Raw genomic sequence first — 17,312 nt, 5'->3', positions numbered from 1 at the left:
GGCGTGTCACTGCCGGGCCTGCCTGACGGTGCGCTGCTCGATGCGCTTTTCCGGGCTGGCGTTCAATACCAGGCGATGCACGTAGATGCCGGGCAAGTGGATATGATCGGGATCGAGTTCGCCGTTCTCGACGATGCGCTCGACCTCGGCCACGGTGATCCTGCCCGCCATCGCGGCGTTGGGATTGAAGTTGCGTGCGGTCTTGTTGAAGATGAGGTTGCCGCTCTTGTCGGCCACCAGCGCCTTGACCAGGGCCACATCGGGCACCAGCGCGCGCTCGAGCACGTACTTCTTGCCGTCGAAATCGCGGATTTCCTTGCCTTCGGCTACCTGCGTGCCGACCCCGGTCGCCGTGAAGAACGCGGGAATGCCTGCCCCGCCGGCCCTGAGCTTCTCAGCCAGCGTCCCCTGGGGCGTGAATTCCACTTCCAGTTCGCCTGCCAGGTACTGGCGCTCGAACTCCTTGTTTTCCCCGACGTACGAGGCGATCATCTTGCGGATCTGGCGCGTTTCGAGCAATTGCCCAAGACCGACGCCGTCGATCCCGGCATTGTTGCTGATGCATGTCAGATTCTTGACACCGATGTCGCGCAGCGCCGCGATCAGGGCTTCCGGGATCCCGCACAATCCGAACCCGCCGACCGCCAGGGTCTGCCCGTCCCGCACGATGTCCGCTAGCGCCTCGCGGGCGCTGGCATAGACCTTGTTCATTGCTGTCTTCCTCGCTAAACGTATTGCCCAACGGCCCTGACTGCTTGAAATACAATCCGGGATGATACTTCGAACTATCCAGAGTTGGCGGTGACGCCGCCGGTTCCCTTACGCCCACCCACCCGGAGGAACCCTGTACATGCAAGGCAACGAACGCGAGTCGATGGAATATGACGTGGTGATCGTCGGCGGCGGCCCCGCCGGACTGGCCACCGCGATCCGCCTCAAGCAGCTTGCGGCGGAGAAAGGCCGCGACATCGGGGTCTGCGTACTGGAGAAGGGAAGCGAGATCGGCGCCCACATCCTGTCCGGCGCCGTCATGGATCCGCGCGCGTTGACCGAGCTGATACCGGACTGGAAAGAAAAAGGCGCCCCGCTGAACACGCCGGTCACCGAGGATCGCTTTCTCTTTCTTTCCCAGACGGGCGCCCGCGCCACCCCCGGCTGGCTTCTGCCCGCCTGTTTCCACAACGAGGGCAACTACGTCGTCAGCCTGGGCAAGGTCGCCCGTTGGCTGGGCGAACAAGCCGAGAGCGCCGGCGTCGACCTGTTTCCCGGATTTGCCGCCGCCGAGGTCCTCTATAACGAGGACGGCTCGGTCAAGGGCGTGGCCACCGGCGACATGGGCGTGGGCCGCGACGGCCAGCCCACCGAGCAATACCAGCCGGGCATGGAACTGCATGCGCGCTACACCATCTTCGCCGAAGGCTCGCGCGGCCACCTGGGACGGCAGCTGAACGAAAAATTCAAGCTCGACGCCGGCAAGGATCCCCAAAGCTACGGCATAGGCATCAAGGAACTCTGGGAGATCGACCCGTCCAGGCACCAGCCCGGCCTCGTCATCCATACCGCCGGCTGGCCGCTGGACGCCGATACCTACGGCGGCTCCTTTCTTTATCACCTCGAAGACAACAAGGTCGCCGTCGGCTTGATCGTCGGCCTGGACTACAGCAATCCGTGGCTGTCCCCCTTCGAGGAATTCCAGCGCTTCAAGACGCACCCGTCCATACGCGGCTTCTTCGAAGGCGGCAAGCGCATCGCATATGGCGCCCGCTCGATCACGGCCGGCGGCCTGCTGTCGCTGCCCAGGCTGGTTTTCCCGGGCGGCGCGCTGGTCGGCTGCGAAGCCGGTTTCCTGAACGCGTCGCGCATCAAGGGCAGCCATGCGGCCATCAAGAGCGGCATGCTGGCCGCCGAAGCCGCCTTCGAAGCCCTGGAAGCCGGCCGCGGCCATGACGAGCTCGCCAGCTATCCGCGCGCCTTCGAAGCCTCCTGGCTGCATGAGGAACTGAACAAGTCCCGCAACTTCAAACAGTGGTTCAAGAAGGGGCGCACGGTCGGCACGCTGATGACCGGCATCGAGCAATGGCTGCTACGCGGCAACATGCCCTGGACCATCCATCGCGACAAGCCGGACCACGCCTACCTGAAGCCGGCGTCCGAATGCCCGCGCATCGAGTATCCCAAGCCCGATGGCCAGCTCACCTTCGACCGGCTCGGTTCGGTATTCATCTCGAACACCAATCACGAAGAAAACGAGCCCATCCACCTGACCTTGAAGGATCCGACGGTCCCGGTCGACATCAATCTCGCGCGCTACGGCGGCCCCGAAAGCCGCTACTGCCCCGCGGGCGTCTACGAGTTCATCAAGGACGACGCCGGCGCCGACCGCTTGCAGATCAACGCGCAGAACTGTGTGCACTGCAAGACCTGCGACATCAAGGACCCCACGCAGAATATCGTCTGGGTGACCCCGCAAGGCGGCGAAGGTCCGGTCTACAACGAGATGTAGAAACAGCCCGGCTGACGGGGGCGCGCGTTTTCAGGCGGCCCCTGCCAGCGGCCGGGTCGCCACCATCAACTGCGCCTCGGCCTCCCAGTACGAGGCATCCACGCCGAAGCACTGGCGCACGAACTCGCGCGTCAGCACTGACCGGGGCGCTCCATCGGCCACCAGCCGCCCCTCACGCAGCGCGACGATACGATCCCCATATTGGGCAGCAAGGTTCATATCGTGCATGGTGGCGATCACGGCTGCGCCCGTCCGATGCGCGAACGCGCGTATCGCCATGCATACGGAATGCTGGTGATGCGGGTCGAGGCTGGCGCAGGGCTCATCCAGCAATAGCAGGCGGCTGCGGTCGGCAGCGCTGTCCTGCGCCGGCCATATCTGCGCCAGCACGCGAGCTAGGTGCACCCGGGCCTGCTCGCCGCCCGACAAGGCCGGCATCGCGCGGTCGCGCAGCGATGCCACGCCGGCGGCATCGAGGGCCGCCTCTACGATGGCGTCGATGCCCTCCCGGCTTTCCATGCGCGCCAGGCAGCCCAGACGCACCACCTCCGCGACAGTGAACGGCAGCGCAAGGCCCGCCCGCTGGGGCAGCACGGCTCGCCGGCGGGCAAGATCGACCGCGCGCCACGCGGACAGCGGCCGGCCTTTGAACGCAACGCCGCCCGAGGCGGGATGGAGATCGCCTGCCATGGTCGCCAGGAGCGTGGACTTGCCGGCGCCATTGGGACCAATAAGCATCAGCACTTCGCCCTCGGACACGGCGCAGTCTATGTCCTCGAGCACCGTCCGCGGCGCCTGGCCCGGCTGGCGCCGGGTGACGCGAAGATGGGTGACCTGCAACACGGGCATCATCCTTCGGCCATCCTGTTCTTGGCGCGCAGCAGCAGGAAAAGAAAGAACGGCGCGCCAATGAGCGCAGTCAGCACGCCTATCGGCATTTCGGCAGGTGCCACCGCCGTGCGGGCGGCCAGGTCGGCCGCCACGGTCAAGGTCGCGCCGAGCAAGGCAGCGCCCGGCAGCACGACCCGGGCATCCGGTCCCGCCACCAGGCGGATGCAATGCGGTGCCACCAGCCCCAGGAAACCGATGATGCCGCAGAAGGCGACCGCCATGCCCACGGCCAACGCACTGGACAGCACGGCCCATGCCTTCAGGCGCTCGACGGCCACGCCCAGGTGCCTGGCCTCTGCCTCGCCCAGCGCCAGCGCATTGAGTCCCGAACGCAGGCGCCACATGCCGGCGGCCGCAACGGCGCCGACGGCGGCGACCACGCCGACTACCGGCCAGCTCGCCTGGGCCAGGCTGCCAAGATTCCAGAACATGATATTGCGCAGCTGTTCGTCAGTCGCCATGTAGCTGGCAAGACCGATCAACGCCAGTGCGATCGCATTGAGGGCGATGCCGGCCAGCAACATCGCCGCCACCGAAACCCCCAGCGAAGTACGGCCTATGCGATAGACCAGCATGGTCGTCAACACGCCGCCGCTGAATGCCGCCACGGGCAGCAGCGCCAGGCCTAAAGCCCGGGCAAGCCCCGGCCACCAGAGGTTGCCGAACACTACCGTCAGCGCCACGGCCAGCGCCGCGCCGCTGGAGACGCCGATTAGGCTGGGATCAGCCAAGGGGTTGCGGAACAACCCCTGCAAGGTCGCGCCCGCCATGCCCAACAGTGCCCCCACCGCAACGCCCAGCAGCACGCGCGGCAAGCGCAGTGTCCACAGCACGCCCATCTCTTGGGGTTCGTAGCCGCCCTGGGTCCAGCCCATCTTTGCGAGCAGGATGGCGACGATCCGGCCGGGCGAAATCGGATAGGCACCGCTTCCGGCAGCCACGGCCAACAGCACGACCAGCATCAAGGCCAGCAGCGCGAACAACAGGCCCGGCGGCATGCGCCCCGCGCGCATCCGCTCCCACACCGACGGGCGGGTCCCGCTCACAGGTATGCCCTGCTGTCGCTGCGCGACTTCCTTCCCGAGGGAGGACGCGCGCCCTTCGGCCGTGCCCCCGCTCATACCCGCAGCGCCTCATACAGCGCTTCGGCGGCCTGGGGAAGGCGTGGGCCGAAGCCGAGCAGCAGGACGATATCGAAGGGAATGGCCCGGGCATGGCGGCCGGCGGGCGTCAGGGCGAGCCCGGGGGTGGCGAGCAGCGCGGCACGAGCCGAGGCGTCGGGCGCGCCGTCGACCGTCCCGATCACGGCATCGGGCGCCGCATGGACCAGCGCCTCGGCCGATAGCGGCCGGTACTGGGCAAAAGATTCGCCGAACACATTGACCGCCCCGACCAGTCCCAGCATGGCGTCCGCACCTGTGTCGCGGCCGGCGATCAAGCTCGTCGAACCATGGCGCATCAGGCAAGCCACCCGCAATGGCCCCCCTTGCGCGCCGCGCAGCGGCTGTTCGTCCATGCGCTGTCGCAAGGCGGCCCACCGCGCCGACAGCGAAGATATCAGTGCCCTGCCCCCGTCCTCGCGGCCCAGGGCCGCGGCGGCCGTCGCGATCCGCTCGGCCACGCCTTCGAAGGTGTAGGCGCCATCCACCCGCACCACCTTTATACCGGCCGCTTCGAGTTGCCGCAGCACCGCCGGCGGGCCGGCTTCGCGCCCGGCGAGCACGACCTGGGGCGCGAGCGCGATCACGCCTTCGGCCGCCAGGGTGCGCTGGTACCCGACCTTGGGCAGTGCCAAGGCCTGGGCGGGATACAAGCTGCTGGTGTCCACGCCCACCAGTTGGGACGCCGCCCCCAGGGCATAGACGATTTCCGTGACTCCGCCGCCCACCGAAACGACACGGGGCATGTGAGTGGCGGCGTGTGCCGCGGGACCGGCCGCCGCCAGCAGCAGGCACGCGGGTAGCCCGCCAAGCAACGCCCGCCGGCGCGCCAGGACCGGTGCCGCCTCCCCGGGCGCGTTCGAACTCGACATAGGACTCCTCATGCAAGCGGCGATTCGTAGGCCAGATCATAGCTGCGGCCCAGCAGCACCGCGAAACGCTCGAACGCCGCGCGTGCGCCCTCGACCGCCCGCCCTTCCTCCACCGGCGAGAGTCCGCTGTGATCCAGCGCATGGACGAAACGCTTCCAGGCCGCGCCACGCCCTTCGGCGGGAGCCGCCAGGTTGCGCGCCCCGAAGGACTCGCTCAAGCCCAGGCGCTGCGCGGCTTCCTTGAACAGGAATGCGGCGCCCAGCTTGGACCCTTCCGAAACATACAGCCATCCCAGCCCTTCCGGCAGCGCCAGGCCCGCCGCCTGCGGTTCATCCAGGGGCCGGGGTTCGGCCATGCCGAGGTCACGCAGGTCGGCAAGCGCTGCTGCCAGCCGCGGGCGCTCGCCCAGATCGGGCACGCGGGCGAGAAATACCGGATCGTCATACAAGGATTCGATATCGCGCTGGAACAGGTACTGGACCACGACGAACCGGGCATAGTTCTCGCGACTATCGAAAGGCCGGGCCGACAGGACCAGCTTATCGAGCTTGTCGTGCAGCGAGGCGGTCTCGGACTTCAACTTGAGGGCCAGCGAGGCCGGGGAAGCATGGGGCGAGGACGACATGGCGGGGTTCCAGACAATTTCTATAAACGAAAAGAAGAATCAGTCTCAATTAGATATACATTATGCCTTGTCCCGTCGCGCCTGTCTCTCCCCTGCGGGCTTGGCTACCCGGCCGAACGCCGGCTGAGGCCACTGCACCGGGGTATTTATCGCCCTGGACGCAAAAGAGTATTGACTATGGGAGACAGTATTCCAGCCGCTTGCGCGCCGACGAGCGTATATCATCGAAGCACGACGAATACAGGCCGGCGGCGCCGTACCGTACGCCGCCCGCAACGGACCAGACCAGGAGTTGATTCCATGACCGACCGCATCCATCGCCACGGCTTGCAGGTAGCCCCCCTGCTCGATCGCTTCATCGAGGAAGAAGTCCTTCCGGCCACCGGCGTCGCCAGCGACCGCTTCTGGCAAGGCTTCGCACAGATCGTGCACGACCTCGCGCCCAGGAACCGCGAGCTGCTTGCCGAGCGAGACCGCCTGCAGGCCGAAATCGACGCCTGGCACCGTGCGCATCCGGGTCCGGTCCATGACCAGGCTGCCTACCGCGCCTTCCTGGAAGGTATCGGCTACCTGCAGCCGCAGCCGTCGCAGGTCCGCGTCACGACCGCCGACGTCGATACCGAGATTGCGGAGCAGGCCGGCCCGCAGCTGGTGGTCCCGGTATCCAACCAGCGCTATGCACTGAATGCCGCCAATGCCCGTTGGGGCAGCCTGTACGACGCGCTCTACGGCACCGACGCCCTGCCCGAGACCGACGGCGCCGAACGTGGCAGCGGCTACAACCCGGTACGCGGCAAGTCCGTGATCGCCCGCGCCCGAGCCTTCCTCGACCAGGCCGCGCCGCTGGCCCAAGGCTCGCATGCCGACGCCACCGCCTACCTGGTCCGCAACGGTCAATTGATCGTCGTCCTGGAACGCGGCGAGACCGGGCTGCGCCAGCCGGCCCAATTCATAGGCTATCAGGGTGAACCGCAAACGCCCTCGGCCGTCCTGCTCAAGAACAACGGATTGCACTTCGAGATCCAGATCGATCGCGCCAGCCAGATCGGCGCGACCGATGCGGCCGGCGTGAAGGACGTGCTGCTGGAAGCCGCAATCACCACCATCATGGATTGCGAAGACTCGGTGGCGGCGGTCGATACCGACGACAAGGTCAAGATCTACCGCAACTGGTTCGGCTTGAACAAAGGCGACCTGACCGAGGAGGTCACCAAGAACGGCAAGACCTTCACGCGTCGCCTGAACGCGGACCGCGAATACATCGCGGCCGACGGGTCGCCGCTGACGCTGCATGGCCGCTCGCTGATGTTCGTGCGCCACGTCGGCCACCTGATGACCAACCCCGCGGTGCTGGACAAGGACGGCAACGAGATCCCCGAAGGCATCCTCGATGCCGTGGTCGCTACCCTGGTGTCGCTACCCGACCTGAAACTCAAGCGCAACTCACGCAAAGGCTCGTTCTACGTCGTCAAGCCCAAGATGCACGGCCCGACCGAAGTCGCCTTCGCCAACGAACTGTTCGACCGTGTGGAAGACCTGCTCGGCCTGCCGCGGCACGCGATCAAGATGGGCATCATGGACGAGGAACGGCGCACCAGCGTCAACCTCAAGGCATGCATCGCCGCGGCCAGCGCCCGCGTGGCCTTCATCAACACCGGCTTCCTCGACCGCACCGGCGACGAAATCCATACCGCCATGGAGGCCGGTCCCATGCTGCGCAAGGGCGACATGAAGTCCTCCGCCTGGATCGCCGCCTACGAACGCAGCAACGTCCTGGTCGGTCTTGACGCCGGACTGCGCGGCCGCGCACAGATCGGTAAAGGCATGTGGGCCATGCCCGATATGATGGCCGCCATGCTCGAACAGAAAATCGCCCATCCCAAGGCCGGCGCCAACACCGCCTGGGTCCCCTCGCCCACCGCTGCCACCCTGCATGCCATGCACTACCACCAGGTCGACGTGCAGGCCGTCCAGCAGGAACTGGAAAAGACCCGGCTCGATACCGTCAGCGAAGAATTGCTCCAAGGCCTGCTGACCGTCCCCGTGGGCGACCCCTCGGCCTGGTCCCCGGCCGACATCCAGCAAGAGCTGGAAAACAACGTCCAAGGCATCCTCGGCTATGTCGTGCGCTGGATAGACCAAGGCGTCGGCTGCTCCAAGGTCCCCGACATCCACAACGTCGGCCTGATGGAAGACCGCGCCACGCTGCGCATCTCCAGCCAGCACATTGCCAACTGGCTGCGCCATGGCATCACCAACGAAGCCCAGGTACGCGAAGTGCTCAAACGCATGGCCAAGGTCGTGGACCAGCAGAACGCCGGGGATCCGCATTACCTGCCGATGGCTGGCAACGAGGAAAAGTCGCTCGCCTTCCAGGCTGCCTCCGCCCTCATCTTCGAAGGCCGCAGCCAGCCCAACGGCTACACCGAACCGCTGCTGCACGCCTACCGGGCCAAGTTCAAGGCCAGGCACTGACGTCCTTGCTGCGCGGCGCCGGCCCTCCTCGCCGGGCCGCGCGCCAACTCCTGAGCCAGCCCTGCCGCGAGGTCGAGCCCGGGGCGCGATGTGGACCGCGCCCCTCGTCCTGCTTTGACTCGACGATGCGCCGCCACTATTCTTGACGGGCAATTAAAACTCGAATCAGGAGAGAGACCATGTCCACACGCCCGGTACGCCGCGCTCCCGCCCTGCTTCCGCGCCGCCATTTCGTCAAGCGTCTTGCGGTCGCGGCAGCCCTGTCCAGCGCCGCTGTCCACCCCTCGCTCCAGGCGGCCGACCGCTACCCCGACAAGCCCGTCACCCTGGTCACGTCGTTTTCCGTAGGCAGCGGCCCGGACACCGTCCTGCGGTTGGTCGCCGACCGCCTGGGCAAAGCGTGGGGGCAGCGCGTGGTAGTCGAGAACCGGCCCGGCGGCGCAGGCTTCGTGGCAATCGACGCCTTCAGGCGCGCCGCACCCGACGGCTACTCGCTGCTACAACTCGATAGCGAACAGCTGGCCGCGCTGCCGCACTTGTACAAGAGCCGCAACTATGATCCGGACAAGGTGTTCGATCCGGTCGCCACGCTGTTCATTACCCCGTTCCTGGTGTCGGTGTCCGCCAACTCCCCGTGGAAATCGGTATCGGACCTCCTGGCGGCGGCCAAGGCCAAGCCCGGCCAGGTGACCTACGGCTCCTGGGGCATAGGCAGCCCCGGCCACCTGGGAGGCATCGCGCTCGAAAGCGAAGGCGGCGTCACCATGCAGCACGTCCCGTACAAGGAAGTAGGCCAGCTGTACGCGGCCGTGAGCAACCGGGAAGTGGACTGGAGCATGGCCACCATCGCTTCCAGCCAGGGCCCCTACCAGGCCGGCAAGCTACGCTATATTGCCGTCGCGGCGCCCAAGCGCATCCCCCAGATGCCCGAGGTGCCGACGGTCGCGGAAAGCGGCGGCCCGGCCAGCCTGGACGTCAACTCCTTCGTCGTCCTGCTCGCGCCCAAGGGGCTCCCCACCGCCATTCGCGACAAGATCAACGCCGACGTGGCGAAGATTATCGCGGACCCGGAAATCAGGAAGCGCCTCGATACGTTCGCCTTCCAGACCATCAGTTGGTCGCCGGACGAAATCCGCCGACAGACGGCGGCCAAGTCCAGGACCTACCAGGGCCTGATCAAGAAAGCCAACGTGACGCTCGAATGACGGGAACCGCCGGGGACCTGATGCAGGCAGGCCCCGGCGGGCGAAGGCAGCTCGGGCCGCCCGCGCTGACGGGACGGCGCCTCAGCGGACGCCTAGTTCCTTGACGAAAAAAGCGCCGATCACCGTCTTGACGTCGGTGACCTCGCCGCGGGCGATCCAATCCATCAAATCAGCCAACGGCGCGGTGAACACTTCCACGAACTCGTTGTCGTCGAGTTGCTGCTCGCCACGTTCCAGCCCTTCGGCCAGGAACAGGACGATGCGCTCGTTCGCATAGCCTATGGCGTTGTGGATCGTGGTGAGCTCCGTCCATTTGCCGGCCCGGTAGCCGGTTTCCTCGGTCAGTTCGCGCTGGGCGGTCGCCAGCGGAGACTCGCCCGCGTCGATCTTGCCAGCGGGGAACTCGATGAAGGCCTTATGCATGGGATAGCGGTACTGGCGCAGCAACACCACCTGCCCGTCGGGCAGCATCGGCACGATCATCGACGCGCCGGGGTGCATGATGTATTCGCGCGTGGCGGTCCCGCCGCCGGGCAGCCTGACGGTATCGCGGCGCACGTCAAGCAGCTTGCCCTTGAACACGGATTCGCTCGTCAGCGGTTCTTCGCGCAGGCGCTCGGAGCTACGCGCCAGTTCTTCCAGGGCTCGGTCGGCACTCATCGCGCACTCCGCTTGAACAGGTAACGGTAGACGAAACCGGGATAGGCCAGCACGAGATACAGCGTCAGCGTAATGGCGTAGAACTGCCATCCCTGGGGAAAGACATTCCCCAGGCTGGCCTCGAAGGCCACGCCGATGGCGCCGACCACCAGATACCACACCAGCACTTCAAGCAGCCTCAGCCAGAACGGCTTGATGGCCGGCGCCCCATTCCGGCGAAAGCCTGCTACGCCGAAGATGCGTTCCGACAGGAACGGCAGGTTGGCAGTGACCAGTGCCAGCAGAATCAGGACGTAGATCGCGAGGGTCTGTTTCAAGGCGGTATTCCTGGCGCTGCAAAGCCGGTCCGGAGGCGGCACCGGCGCCTGCCGGACCGCAACCGCGGGGGGACGTTAGAGAGCGAGCGAGCTGGAGATGGCCTGGGCGCAAAGGGCGACCAGCGGCGCGGGGAACACGCCCAGGACCAGCAGCAGGACGCCGTTGACGGACAGCACGGTACGGAAGCCGGCAGAGCCTTGCAGCGGCGCCTGATCGACCGGTTCGTCGAAATAGACGACCTTGACCACGCGCAGGTAGTAGTACGCCCCGATCAGCGAGAACAGTACCGCCACGACGGCCAGGATGATGTGATTGGCCTGCACCAGCGCCTGCAGCACCGCCAGCTTGGAATAGAAGCCGACCGTGGGCGGAATGCCGGTGAGCGAAAACATCTGCACCAACATCACGCCGGCAAACCACGGATTGCGCCGGTTCAGCCCCTTCAGGTCATCGATGTTCTCGCACTCGAAGCCCTCGCGCGACAACAGCATCAGCACGCCGAAGGAACTGAGGGTCGTCAGCACATAGACGATCACGTAGAACAGGGCCGAAGTGTAGGCGTTCTGCGCATTGAAGGCGCTGCCCTCGACCACGCCCGACATCAGGCCCAGCAGGACGAAGCCCATGTGGGAGATCGTCGAATAGGCCAGCATGCGCTTGATGTTGGTCTGCATGATGGCGGCGAGGTTGCCGATGGCCAGCGACGCCACGGCCATGATGGCCAGCATCGGCTGCCAGTCGGCAGCCAGGCTCGACAAGCCGTCCACCAGCAGCCGGAGCACGATGGCGAAGGCGGCCAGCTTGGGCGCGCCGCCCAGCAGCAGCGTCACGGCCGTAGGCGCGCCTTGGTACACATCCGGAACCCACATATGGAAAGGCACGACGCCCAGCTTGAACGCCAGTCCTGCGACCAGGAACACGAGCCCGAAGACCAGCACCATACGGTTGCCGCTGGCCTCGGCGGTGGAGCGGGCGATGCCGTCCAGGTTCAGGGTGCCGGTGGCGCCATAAATCATCGACATGCCGTACAGCAGCAGGCCGGAAGCCAGCGCACCCAGAACGAAATACTTCATCGCCGCTTCGGTCGAGACGGTATGGTCGCGGCGCACCGCCACCAGCGCATAGAAGGACAGCGACATCAGCTCGAGGCCGAGGTAGATGGTCAGCATGTTGCCGGCGGAAATCATGACCATCTGGCCCAGCAGCGCCAGCAAGGACAGCACGTAGAACTCGCCGCCGCGCAGCATGCCGCGGTCCTTGGCGTAGGCCTTGCCGTAGATCAGCGTCACGCCGACCGCAATGTACGAGCAGACCTTGAGAACGTGCCCCAGGCCATCGGCCACGTACAGGCCGTCGAAGGCGGTGCCCTGCACACCGGCGGCCAGGTCTGAGAGGCTCATCCAGGTAAGCACGACCAGCGAGAGCAGCGACAGGATGTGCGTCAGCGCCCGGCCTTCGTCCTTGACGAAGAGATCGATCAGCAAGATGGCGGACGCCAGCACCAGTAAGGTGATCTCCGGTGCAGCGAGAGACAGGTTCAGATTGGCAAATTCCATTGCGTAACGTCCGGCGTCTTACAGTTTCGAAATGGCGACGTGCTTGAGCAGCGCGTCGACCGACACGTGCATCACGTCGGTAAAGGGCGCGGGATAAACGCCCATGTACAGTACGGCGAGTGCCATCACGCCCAGGATGAAGAACTCCCGGCGGTTGACGTCCGCCAGCTCGCGCACGTGCTGGTGGACGATGTCACCGAACACCACGCGCTTGACCATCCACAGCGAATAGGCCGCCCCCAGGATCAGGGCGGTGGCGGCCAACAGGCCGATCCAGAAGTTGTACTCCACCGAGCCCATGATGACGAAGAACTCGCCCACGAAGCCGCTGGTGGCAGGCAGGCCGCTGTTGGCCATCGAGAACAGCACGAAGAAGGTGGCGAACTTCGGCATGGTGTTGACCACCCCGCCGTAGTCGGCGATGCGGCGGGAGTGCACGCGGTCGTAGAGCACGCCTATGCAGAGGAACATGGCGCCGGAGACGAAGCCGTGGGAGATCATCTGCACGATGGCGCCTTCCACGCCGGCCGTATTGAAGATGAAGAAGCCCAGGGTGACGAAGCCCATGTGGGCGACGGACGAATACGCCACCAGCTTCTTCATGTCTTCCTGCACCAGCGCGACCAGGCCGATGTAGATCACGGCGATCAGCGACAGCGCGATCATCATGCCCGACAGGCTATGCGCAGCATCCGGCACGATGGGCAGCGAGAATCGCAGGAAACCGTAGGCCCCCAGCTTCAGCATGATCGCGGCCAGGACCACCGAGCCGCCGGTGGGGGCCTCGACGTGGGCGTCGGGCAGCCAGGTATGTACCGGCCACATCGGCACTTTGACCGCGAAGGCCATCAGGAAGGCCAGGAAGATCAGAATCTGCTCGGTATGGCCCAGCGGCAGCTTGTGCCAGGTCAGGATGTCGAAGGTGCCACCCGCCGAGTACCAGAGGTAGATGAAGGCGACCAGCGTCAGCAGCGAACCCAGCAGCGTGTAGAGGAAGAACTTGAACGCCGCATAGACGCGGTTCGGACCGCCCCAGACGCCGATGATGATGTACATCGGGATCAGCGTGGCTTCGAAGAATACATAGAACAGCAAGCCGTCGAGCGCGGCGAACACGCCTATCATGAGGCCCGACAGGATCAGGAAGGCGCCCATGTACTGCGCGACCCGGCTGGTGATGACTTCCCAGCCGGCCAGCACCACGATGATGGTGATGAACGCCGTCAACAACACGAACCAGAGCGAGATGCCGTCCACGCCCAGGTAGTACGACACGCCGTACTGGGCGATCCAGGTGGCTTTCTCGACGAACTGCATTTGCGCCGTCGAGGCGTCGAAGCCGGTGTACAGAGGCAGCGTGACCAGGAAGCCAGCGATCGCGCCGATCAGGGACAACACCCGGGCGGCGGCGGGATTGCTGTCTCGGCCCACGGCCAGCACCAGGAGGCCGAACACGATCGGAGTGAAGATCGCAAGCGAGAGCCACGGAAAAGAAGTTTGAGCCATATCGCTTGCCATCAATTGTTCAGCAGGACGAAGAAGGAGACCAGGGCCATGATGCCGATGATCATGGCGAACGCGTAGTGATAGATGTAGCCCGACTGCAGGCGGCGGACCACCGAGGCGAACCACCCCACCAGGCGGGCGCTGCCGTTGACGACGATGCCGTCGATCAGCGACCTGTCGCCCATGCGCCAGAGGCCGCCGCCCAGGACGCGGGCTCCGCGCGCAAAGACGGCTTCGTTGATCTTGTCCATGTAGTACTTGTTCTCGAGCAGGTTATACAGCCAGCCTGCTCGCGCCTTGATGGCGGCGGGGATGGCCGGATTGACCATGTAGAAGTACCAGGCGAGCGCCACGCCGGCCAGCATCAGCCAGAACGGCGCAGTGCTGAAGGCGTGCAGGCCGTAGGCTACCCAGCCGTGGAAATGCTCGGCCAGGTGCTCCATCACGGGATGCTCGGGGGAGTTGAAGATCACCCCCTTGAAGAAATCGCCGAACAGCATGGGGCCGATGGCGATCGCGCCGATGATGACAGAGGGAATGGCCAGCAGCATCAGCGGCACGGTGACGACTCCGGGCGACTCGTGCGGCACGCCGCCGTGGTGACCGTGGTCGTCATGGCCGTGGTCATCATGGCCATGCGCGTGATCATCGTGCCCATGCCCGCCCGACGTGTCGAACCGTTCCTTGCCGTGAAACACCAGGAAGTACAGGCGGAACGAGTAGAACGCCGTCACGAACACGCCGGCGAGCGTCGCGAAATACGCGAAGCCCGAGCCCCAGACGTGCGAGAGCTTGGCGGCCTCGATGATGTTTTCCTTCGAGTAGAAACCGGCGAAGAACGGCGTGCCGATCAGCGCCAGCGAACCCAGGAGGAACGTGAGCCAGGTAATGGGCATGTACTTGCGCAGGCCGCCCATGTTGCGGATGTCCTGGTCGTGGTGCATGCCGATGATGACCGAGCCTGCGGCCAGGAACAGCAGCGCCTTGAAAAACGCGTGCGTCATCAAGTGGAAGATCGCGACCGAGTAGGCCGAGGCGCCCAGCGCCACGGTCATGTAGCCCAGCTGGGAAAGCGTCGAATACGCCACCACACGCTTGATGTCGTTCTGGATGATGCCCAGGAAGCCCATGAACAGCGCGGTGATCGCGCCGATGACGATGATGAACGACAGCGCCGTGTCCGACAGCTCGTACAGCGGCGAGAAGCGCGCCACCATGAAGATGCCGGCCGTCACCATGGTGGCGGCGTGGATCAGCGCCGAGATCGGGGTCGGGCCTTCCATCGAGTCAGGCAGCCAGACGTGCAGCGGAAACTGGGCCGACTTGCCCATCGCGCCCACGAACAGCGCGATGCAGGCCACCGTCAGCAGCATCCAGTCGGTGCCCGGGAACGTCATGCCGGCGAGCTTGTCCGACTGCGAGAATACGTCGGTGTAATTCATCGAGCCCGCATAGGCGAACAGCAGGCCGATGCCGAGCACGAAGCCGAAGTCCCCTACCCGGTTCACCAGGAAGGCCTTCATGTTGGCGAAGATGGCGGTGGGACGGGTGTACCAGAAGCCGATCAGCAGGTAGGACACCAGGCCCACGGCTTCCCAGCCGAAGAAGAGCTGGAGCATGTTGTTGGACATGACCAGCATCAGCATCGAGAACGTGAACAGCGAGATATAGGCGAAGAAGCGCTGGTAGCCGGGATCGTCCTTCATGTAGCCGATGGTGTAGATGTGCACCATCAGCGATACCGAGGTGACCACCACCATCATCATGGCCGACAAGGTGTCGATCATGAAGCCGATTTCCAGCTTGATGCCGCCGATCGCGCTCCAGGTGTAGAGCGCGCCGTTGAAGGTGTTGCCGGCGAGGACGTCCTGAAGGACGATGACCGAGCCGATCGCCGAGACCAGGACGCCCAGGATGGTGACCCAGTGTGCGCCGGCGCGGCCGACCCACCGACCGAGGAAACCGGTACCGAACAACCCTGCGATGATGGACCCGACGAGCGGGGCGAAAGCGATGAGGAGATAGAGCTTAGGTACAGACATGTCTTGATTTTCTCGTAGCCCGGACCGTCAGCCCTTCAGCCGGTCAAGTTCATCAACGTTGATCGTGTCCAGGTTGCGGAACAGTACAACCAGGATGGCCAGGCCGATGGCGGACTCGGCGGCCGCCACGGTCAGGATGAAGAACACGAACACCTGCCCGCTCAAGTCGCCCATCCAGCTCGAGAAGGCGACGAAATTCATGTTCACCGCAAGCAGCATCAGCTCGATTGCCATCAGCAGCACGATGATGTTCTTGCGATTGAGGAATATGCCCACGACGCTGATCGCGAACAGGATCGCGCCCAGCACGAGGAAATGGCCAAGAGTCAGGGTCATGGTTGGCTTCCCTTAGAACCGGAAGCTGCAGGCGCCGGGGCGCCCTCGCCTTCCTGGGAATTTTCGGATTGCGACGGAATCGAGACCAGGCGCACGCGGTCCTGGCGACGCACCCGGATTTGTTCGGACGGCCTGGTGATCTTGACGTCGCTGCGGCGGCGCAAGGTCAGCGCAATCGCTGCCACCATGCCCACCAGCAGGATCACCGCCGCGATCTCGACGGCATAGATGTACTCGGTGTACATCGCCACCCCGATGGCGCGCGTGTTGTTGAAATCGGCCGGCGCCGGGGGCACGCTGGGATCCCAATAGGCATTGGCCAGCACGAAGGCCATCTCGGCCACCATGATCGCGCCCACCACGATCCCCATGGGCAGGTAGCTGCGGAACCCTTCGCGCAGTTTGGCGCTGTCGATGTCCAGCATCATGACCACGAACAGGAACAGCACCATGACGGCGCCGACATAGACGAGCACGAGCAGGATGGCGAGGAATTCCGCCTTCAGCAGCATCCAGATCATGGAGGCGGTGAAGAACGACAGCACCAGGTGCATGACGGCGGTGACGGGACTGCGCGCGACGATGACCCGGCAAGCGGCCACTACGAGGATCGCGGCAAAGATATAGAACAGTATGGCGGTCATAGTGTGGGTTTCGGTTACCGGTACTTCGCATCCTGCGCACGGTTCTGCGCGATCTCGGCTTCATAGCGGTCGCCGACCGCCAGCAGCATTTCCTTGGTGAAATACAGGTCGCCCCGCTGTTCCCCGTGGTATTCGTGGATATGCGTCTCGACGATGGAATCGACCGGACAGCTTTCCTCGCAGAACCCGCAGAAAATGCATTTGGTCAGATCGATGTCGTAGCGATTGGTCCTGCGGGTACCGTCCTCGCGAACCTCGGATTCGATCGTGATGGCGACCGCCGGGCAAACCGCTTCACACAGCTTGCAAGCGATGCAGCGCTCTTCCCCATTGGGATAGCGGCGCAAGGCGTGCAGACCGCGGAAGCGCGGGGACATCGGCGTCTTTTCCTCGGGATACTGCACCGTGATCTTGCGGGCGAACACATACCGCCCCGTCAGGCGCAATCCCTTGAGGAGTTCGGTCAGCATCAGGCTGCCGAAGAATTCCTTGATCGCTTGCATGATTCAATCCTGCCT

General features: G+C 64.9%; 16 protein-coding genes. 3 read left to right on the top strand and 13 right to left on the bottom strand.

What is annotated here, in order from left to right; genetic code table 11:
- Window positions 1–6: 6 nt before the first annotated feature.
- Complete coding sequence (locus QHC78_RS05000; protein WP_319742789.1) at window positions 7–711, bottom strand: CoA transferase subunit A; 705 nt, start codon at window positions 709–711, stop codon at window positions 7–9.
- A 163-nt stretch (window positions 712–874) separates the two neighbouring features.
- Here QHC78_RS05000 and QHC78_RS04995 point away from each other — a divergent pair, with 163 nt between their 5' ends.
- Entirely contained in the window at window positions 875–2,503 is a 1,629-nt protein-coding gene (locus QHC78_RS04995; protein ID WP_319743452.1) for an electron transfer flavoprotein-ubiquinone oxidoreductase, read from the top strand.
- A gap of 30 nt (window positions 2,504–2,533) precedes the next feature.
- On the opposite strand, the gene QHC78_RS04990 is transcribed toward QHC78_RS04995, so the two are convergent.
- The 4 genes from QHC78_RS04990 to QHC78_RS04975 are packed head-to-tail and all read right to left on the bottom strand — an operon-like array spanning window position 2,534 to window position 6,052.
- Window positions 2,534–3,355 (bottom strand): heme ABC transporter ATP-binding protein, encoded by an 822-nt coding sequence (locus tag QHC78_RS04990; protein ID WP_319742788.1) that lies wholly within the window; start codon window positions 3,353–3,355, stop codon window positions 2,534–2,536.
- Window positions 3,352–4,515: a FecCD family ABC transporter permease gene (locus QHC78_RS04985; RefSeq protein ID WP_319742787.1), complete on the bottom strand. Its 1,164-nt coding sequence runs from the start codon at window positions 4,513–4,515 to the stop codon at window positions 3,352–3,354. The genes QHC78_RS04990 and QHC78_RS04985 overlap by 4 nt, the downstream gene beginning before the upstream one ends.
- The gene (locus QHC78_RS04980) at window positions 4,512–5,426 is read right to left on the bottom strand and encodes a heme/hemin ABC transporter substrate-binding protein (RefSeq protein ID WP_319742786.1); all 915 of its coding nucleotides are present in this window, start codon (window positions 5,424–5,426) and stop codon (window positions 4,512–4,514) included. Before QHC78_RS04980 ends, QHC78_RS04985 begins: the two co-directional genes overlap by 4 nt.
- Before the next feature lie 8 nt (window positions 5,427–5,434).
- Entirely contained in the window at window positions 5,435–6,052 is a 618-nt protein-coding gene (locus QHC78_RS04975; protein ID WP_319742785.1) for a biliverdin-producing heme oxygenase, read from the bottom strand.
- A gap of 300 nt (window positions 6,053–6,352) precedes the next feature.
- Here QHC78_RS04975 and QHC78_RS04970 point away from each other — a divergent pair, with 300 nt between their 5' ends.
- On the top strand, window positions 6,353–8,527 hold the full coding sequence (locus QHC78_RS04970) for a malate synthase G (protein ID WP_319742784.1): 2,175 nt from the start codon (window positions 6,353–6,355) through the stop codon (window positions 8,525–8,527).
- Between the two features lie 179 nt (window positions 8,528–8,706).
- Window positions 8,707–9,732, top strand: a complete 1,026-nt coding sequence (locus tag QHC78_RS04965) for a Bug family tripartite tricarboxylate transporter substrate binding protein (RefSeq protein WP_319742783.1) — start codon at window positions 8,707–8,709, stop codon at window positions 9,730–9,732.
- 81 nt (window positions 9,733–9,813) lie between these two features.
- Here the strand turns inward: QHC78_RS04965 and QHC78_RS04960 are convergent, their stop codons facing one another.
- The 8 genes from QHC78_RS04960 to nuoI form a co-directional block, all read right to left on the bottom strand.
- Window positions 9,814–10,392 (bottom strand): NUDIX hydrolase, encoded by a 579-nt coding sequence (locus QHC78_RS04960; protein WP_319742782.1) that lies wholly within the window; start codon window positions 10,390–10,392, stop codon window positions 9,814–9,816.
- The gene (locus QHC78_RS04955) at window positions 10,389–10,709 is read right to left on the bottom strand and encodes a DUF2818 family protein (RefSeq protein ID WP_319742781.1); all 321 of its coding nucleotides are present in this window, start codon (window positions 10,707–10,709) and stop codon (window positions 10,389–10,391) included. The genes QHC78_RS04960 and QHC78_RS04955 overlap by 4 nt, the downstream gene beginning before the upstream one ends.
- Window positions 10,710–10,784: 75 nt before the next feature.
- Window positions 10,785–12,266 carry an NADH-quinone oxidoreductase subunit NuoN gene (gene nuoN, locus QHC78_RS04950; RefSeq protein ID WP_319742780.1) on the bottom strand — a complete coding sequence of 494 codons (1,482 nt, stop codon included), beginning with the start codon at window positions 12,264–12,266 and terminating at the stop codon, window positions 10,785–10,787.
- An 18-nt stretch (window positions 12,267–12,284) separates the two neighbouring features.
- Window positions 12,285–13,772, bottom strand: a complete 1,488-nt coding sequence (locus tag QHC78_RS04945) for an NADH-quinone oxidoreductase subunit M (RefSeq protein ID WP_319742779.1) — start codon at window positions 13,770–13,772, stop codon at window positions 12,285–12,287.
- An 11-nt stretch (window positions 13,773–13,783) separates the two neighbouring features.
- On the bottom strand, window positions 13,784–15,814 hold the full coding sequence (gene nuoL, locus QHC78_RS04940; RefSeq protein ID WP_319742778.1) for an NADH-quinone oxidoreductase subunit L: 2,031 nt from the start codon (window positions 15,812–15,814) through the stop codon (window positions 13,784–13,786).
- Between the two features lie 27 nt (window positions 15,815–15,841).
- Complete coding sequence (nuoK, locus tag QHC78_RS04935) at window positions 15,842–16,150, bottom strand: NADH-quinone oxidoreductase subunit NuoK (protein WP_319742777.1); 309 nt, start codon at window positions 16,148–16,150, stop codon at window positions 15,842–15,844.
- Window positions 16,147–16,794: an NADH-quinone oxidoreductase subunit J gene (locus QHC78_RS04930; protein WP_319742776.1), complete on the bottom strand. Its 648-nt coding sequence runs from the start codon at window positions 16,792–16,794 to the stop codon at window positions 16,147–16,149. The genes nuoK and QHC78_RS04930 overlap by 4 nt, the downstream gene beginning before the upstream one ends.
- Before the next feature lie 14 nt (window positions 16,795–16,808).
- Window positions 16,809–17,297 carry an NADH-quinone oxidoreductase subunit NuoI gene (nuoI, locus tag QHC78_RS04925; protein WP_319742775.1) on the bottom strand — a complete coding sequence of 163 codons (489 nt, stop codon included), beginning with the start codon at window positions 17,295–17,297 and terminating at the stop codon, window positions 16,809–16,811.
- Window positions 17,298–17,312 lie beyond the last annotated feature (15 nt).

Origin of the sequence: Pigmentiphaga sp. (assembly GCF_033795525.1) — a bacterium.
In the GTDB taxonomy this organism is placed as follows: domain Bacteria; phylum Pseudomonadota; class Gammaproteobacteria; order Burkholderiales; family Burkholderiaceae_B; genus Pigmentiphaga.
Note: the sequence above shows the minus strand (reverse complement) of the source record. Positions and strands in the feature narration are given on the sequence as shown.

What these genes read in the sequence shown, in the direction of transcription:
- QHC78_RS05000 (WP_319742789.1), bottom strand. Translation starts at nt 711, where the DNA reads ATGAACAAGGTCTATGCCAGCGCCCGCGAGGCGCTAGCGGACATCGTG.
- QHC78_RS04995 (WP_319743452.1), top strand. Translation starts at nt 875, where the DNA reads ATGGAATATGACGTGGTGATCGTCGGCGGCGGCCCCGCCGGACTGGCC.
- QHC78_RS04990 (WP_319742788.1), bottom strand. Translation starts at nt 3,355, where the DNA reads ATGATGCCCGTGTTGCAGGTCACCCATCTTCGCGTCACCCGGCGCCAG.
- QHC78_RS04985 (WP_319742787.1), bottom strand. Translation starts at nt 4,515, where the DNA reads ATGAGCGGGGGCACGGCCGAAGGGCGCGCGTCCTCCCTCGGGAAGGAA.
- QHC78_RS04980 (WP_319742786.1), bottom strand. Translation starts at nt 5,426, where the DNA reads ATGTCGAGTTCGAACGCGCCCGGGGAGGCGGCACCGGTCCTGGCGCGC.
- QHC78_RS04975 (WP_319742785.1), bottom strand. Translation starts at nt 6,052, where the DNA reads ATGTCGTCCTCGCCCCATGCTTCCCCGGCCTCGCTGGCCCTCAAGTTG.
- QHC78_RS04970 (WP_319742784.1), top strand. Translation starts at nt 6,353, where the DNA reads ATGACCGACCGCATCCATCGCCACGGCTTGCAGGTAGCCCCCCTGCTC.
- QHC78_RS04965 (WP_319742783.1), top strand. Translation starts at nt 8,707, where the DNA reads ATGTCCACACGCCCGGTACGCCGCGCTCCCGCCCTGCTTCCGCGCCGC.
- QHC78_RS04960 (WP_319742782.1), bottom strand. Translation starts at nt 10,392, where the DNA reads ATGAGTGCCGACCGAGCCCTGGAAGAACTGGCGCGTAGCTCCGAGCGC.
- nuoN (WP_319742780.1), bottom strand. Translation starts at nt 12,266, where the DNA reads ATGGAATTTGCCAATCTGAACCTGTCTCTCGCTGCACCGGAGATCACC.
- QHC78_RS04945 (WP_319742779.1), bottom strand. Translation starts at nt 13,772, where the DNA reads ATGGCTCAAACTTCTTTTCCGTGGCTCTCGCTTGCGATCTTCACTCCG.
- nuoL (WP_319742778.1), bottom strand. Translation starts at nt 15,814, where the DNA reads ATGTCTGTACCTAAGCTCTATCTCCTCATCGCTTTCGCCCCGCTCGTC.
- nuoK (WP_319742777.1), bottom strand. Translation starts at nt 16,150, where the DNA reads ATGACCCTGACTCTTGGCCATTTCCTCGTGCTGGGCGCGATCCTGTTC.
- QHC78_RS04930 (WP_319742776.1), bottom strand. Translation starts at nt 16,794, where the DNA reads ATGACCGCCATACTGTTCTATATCTTTGCCGCGATCCTCGTAGTGGCC.
- nuoI (WP_319742775.1), bottom strand. Translation starts at nt 17,297, where the DNA reads ATGCAAGCGATCAAGGAATTCTTCGGCAGCCTGATGCTGACCGAACTC.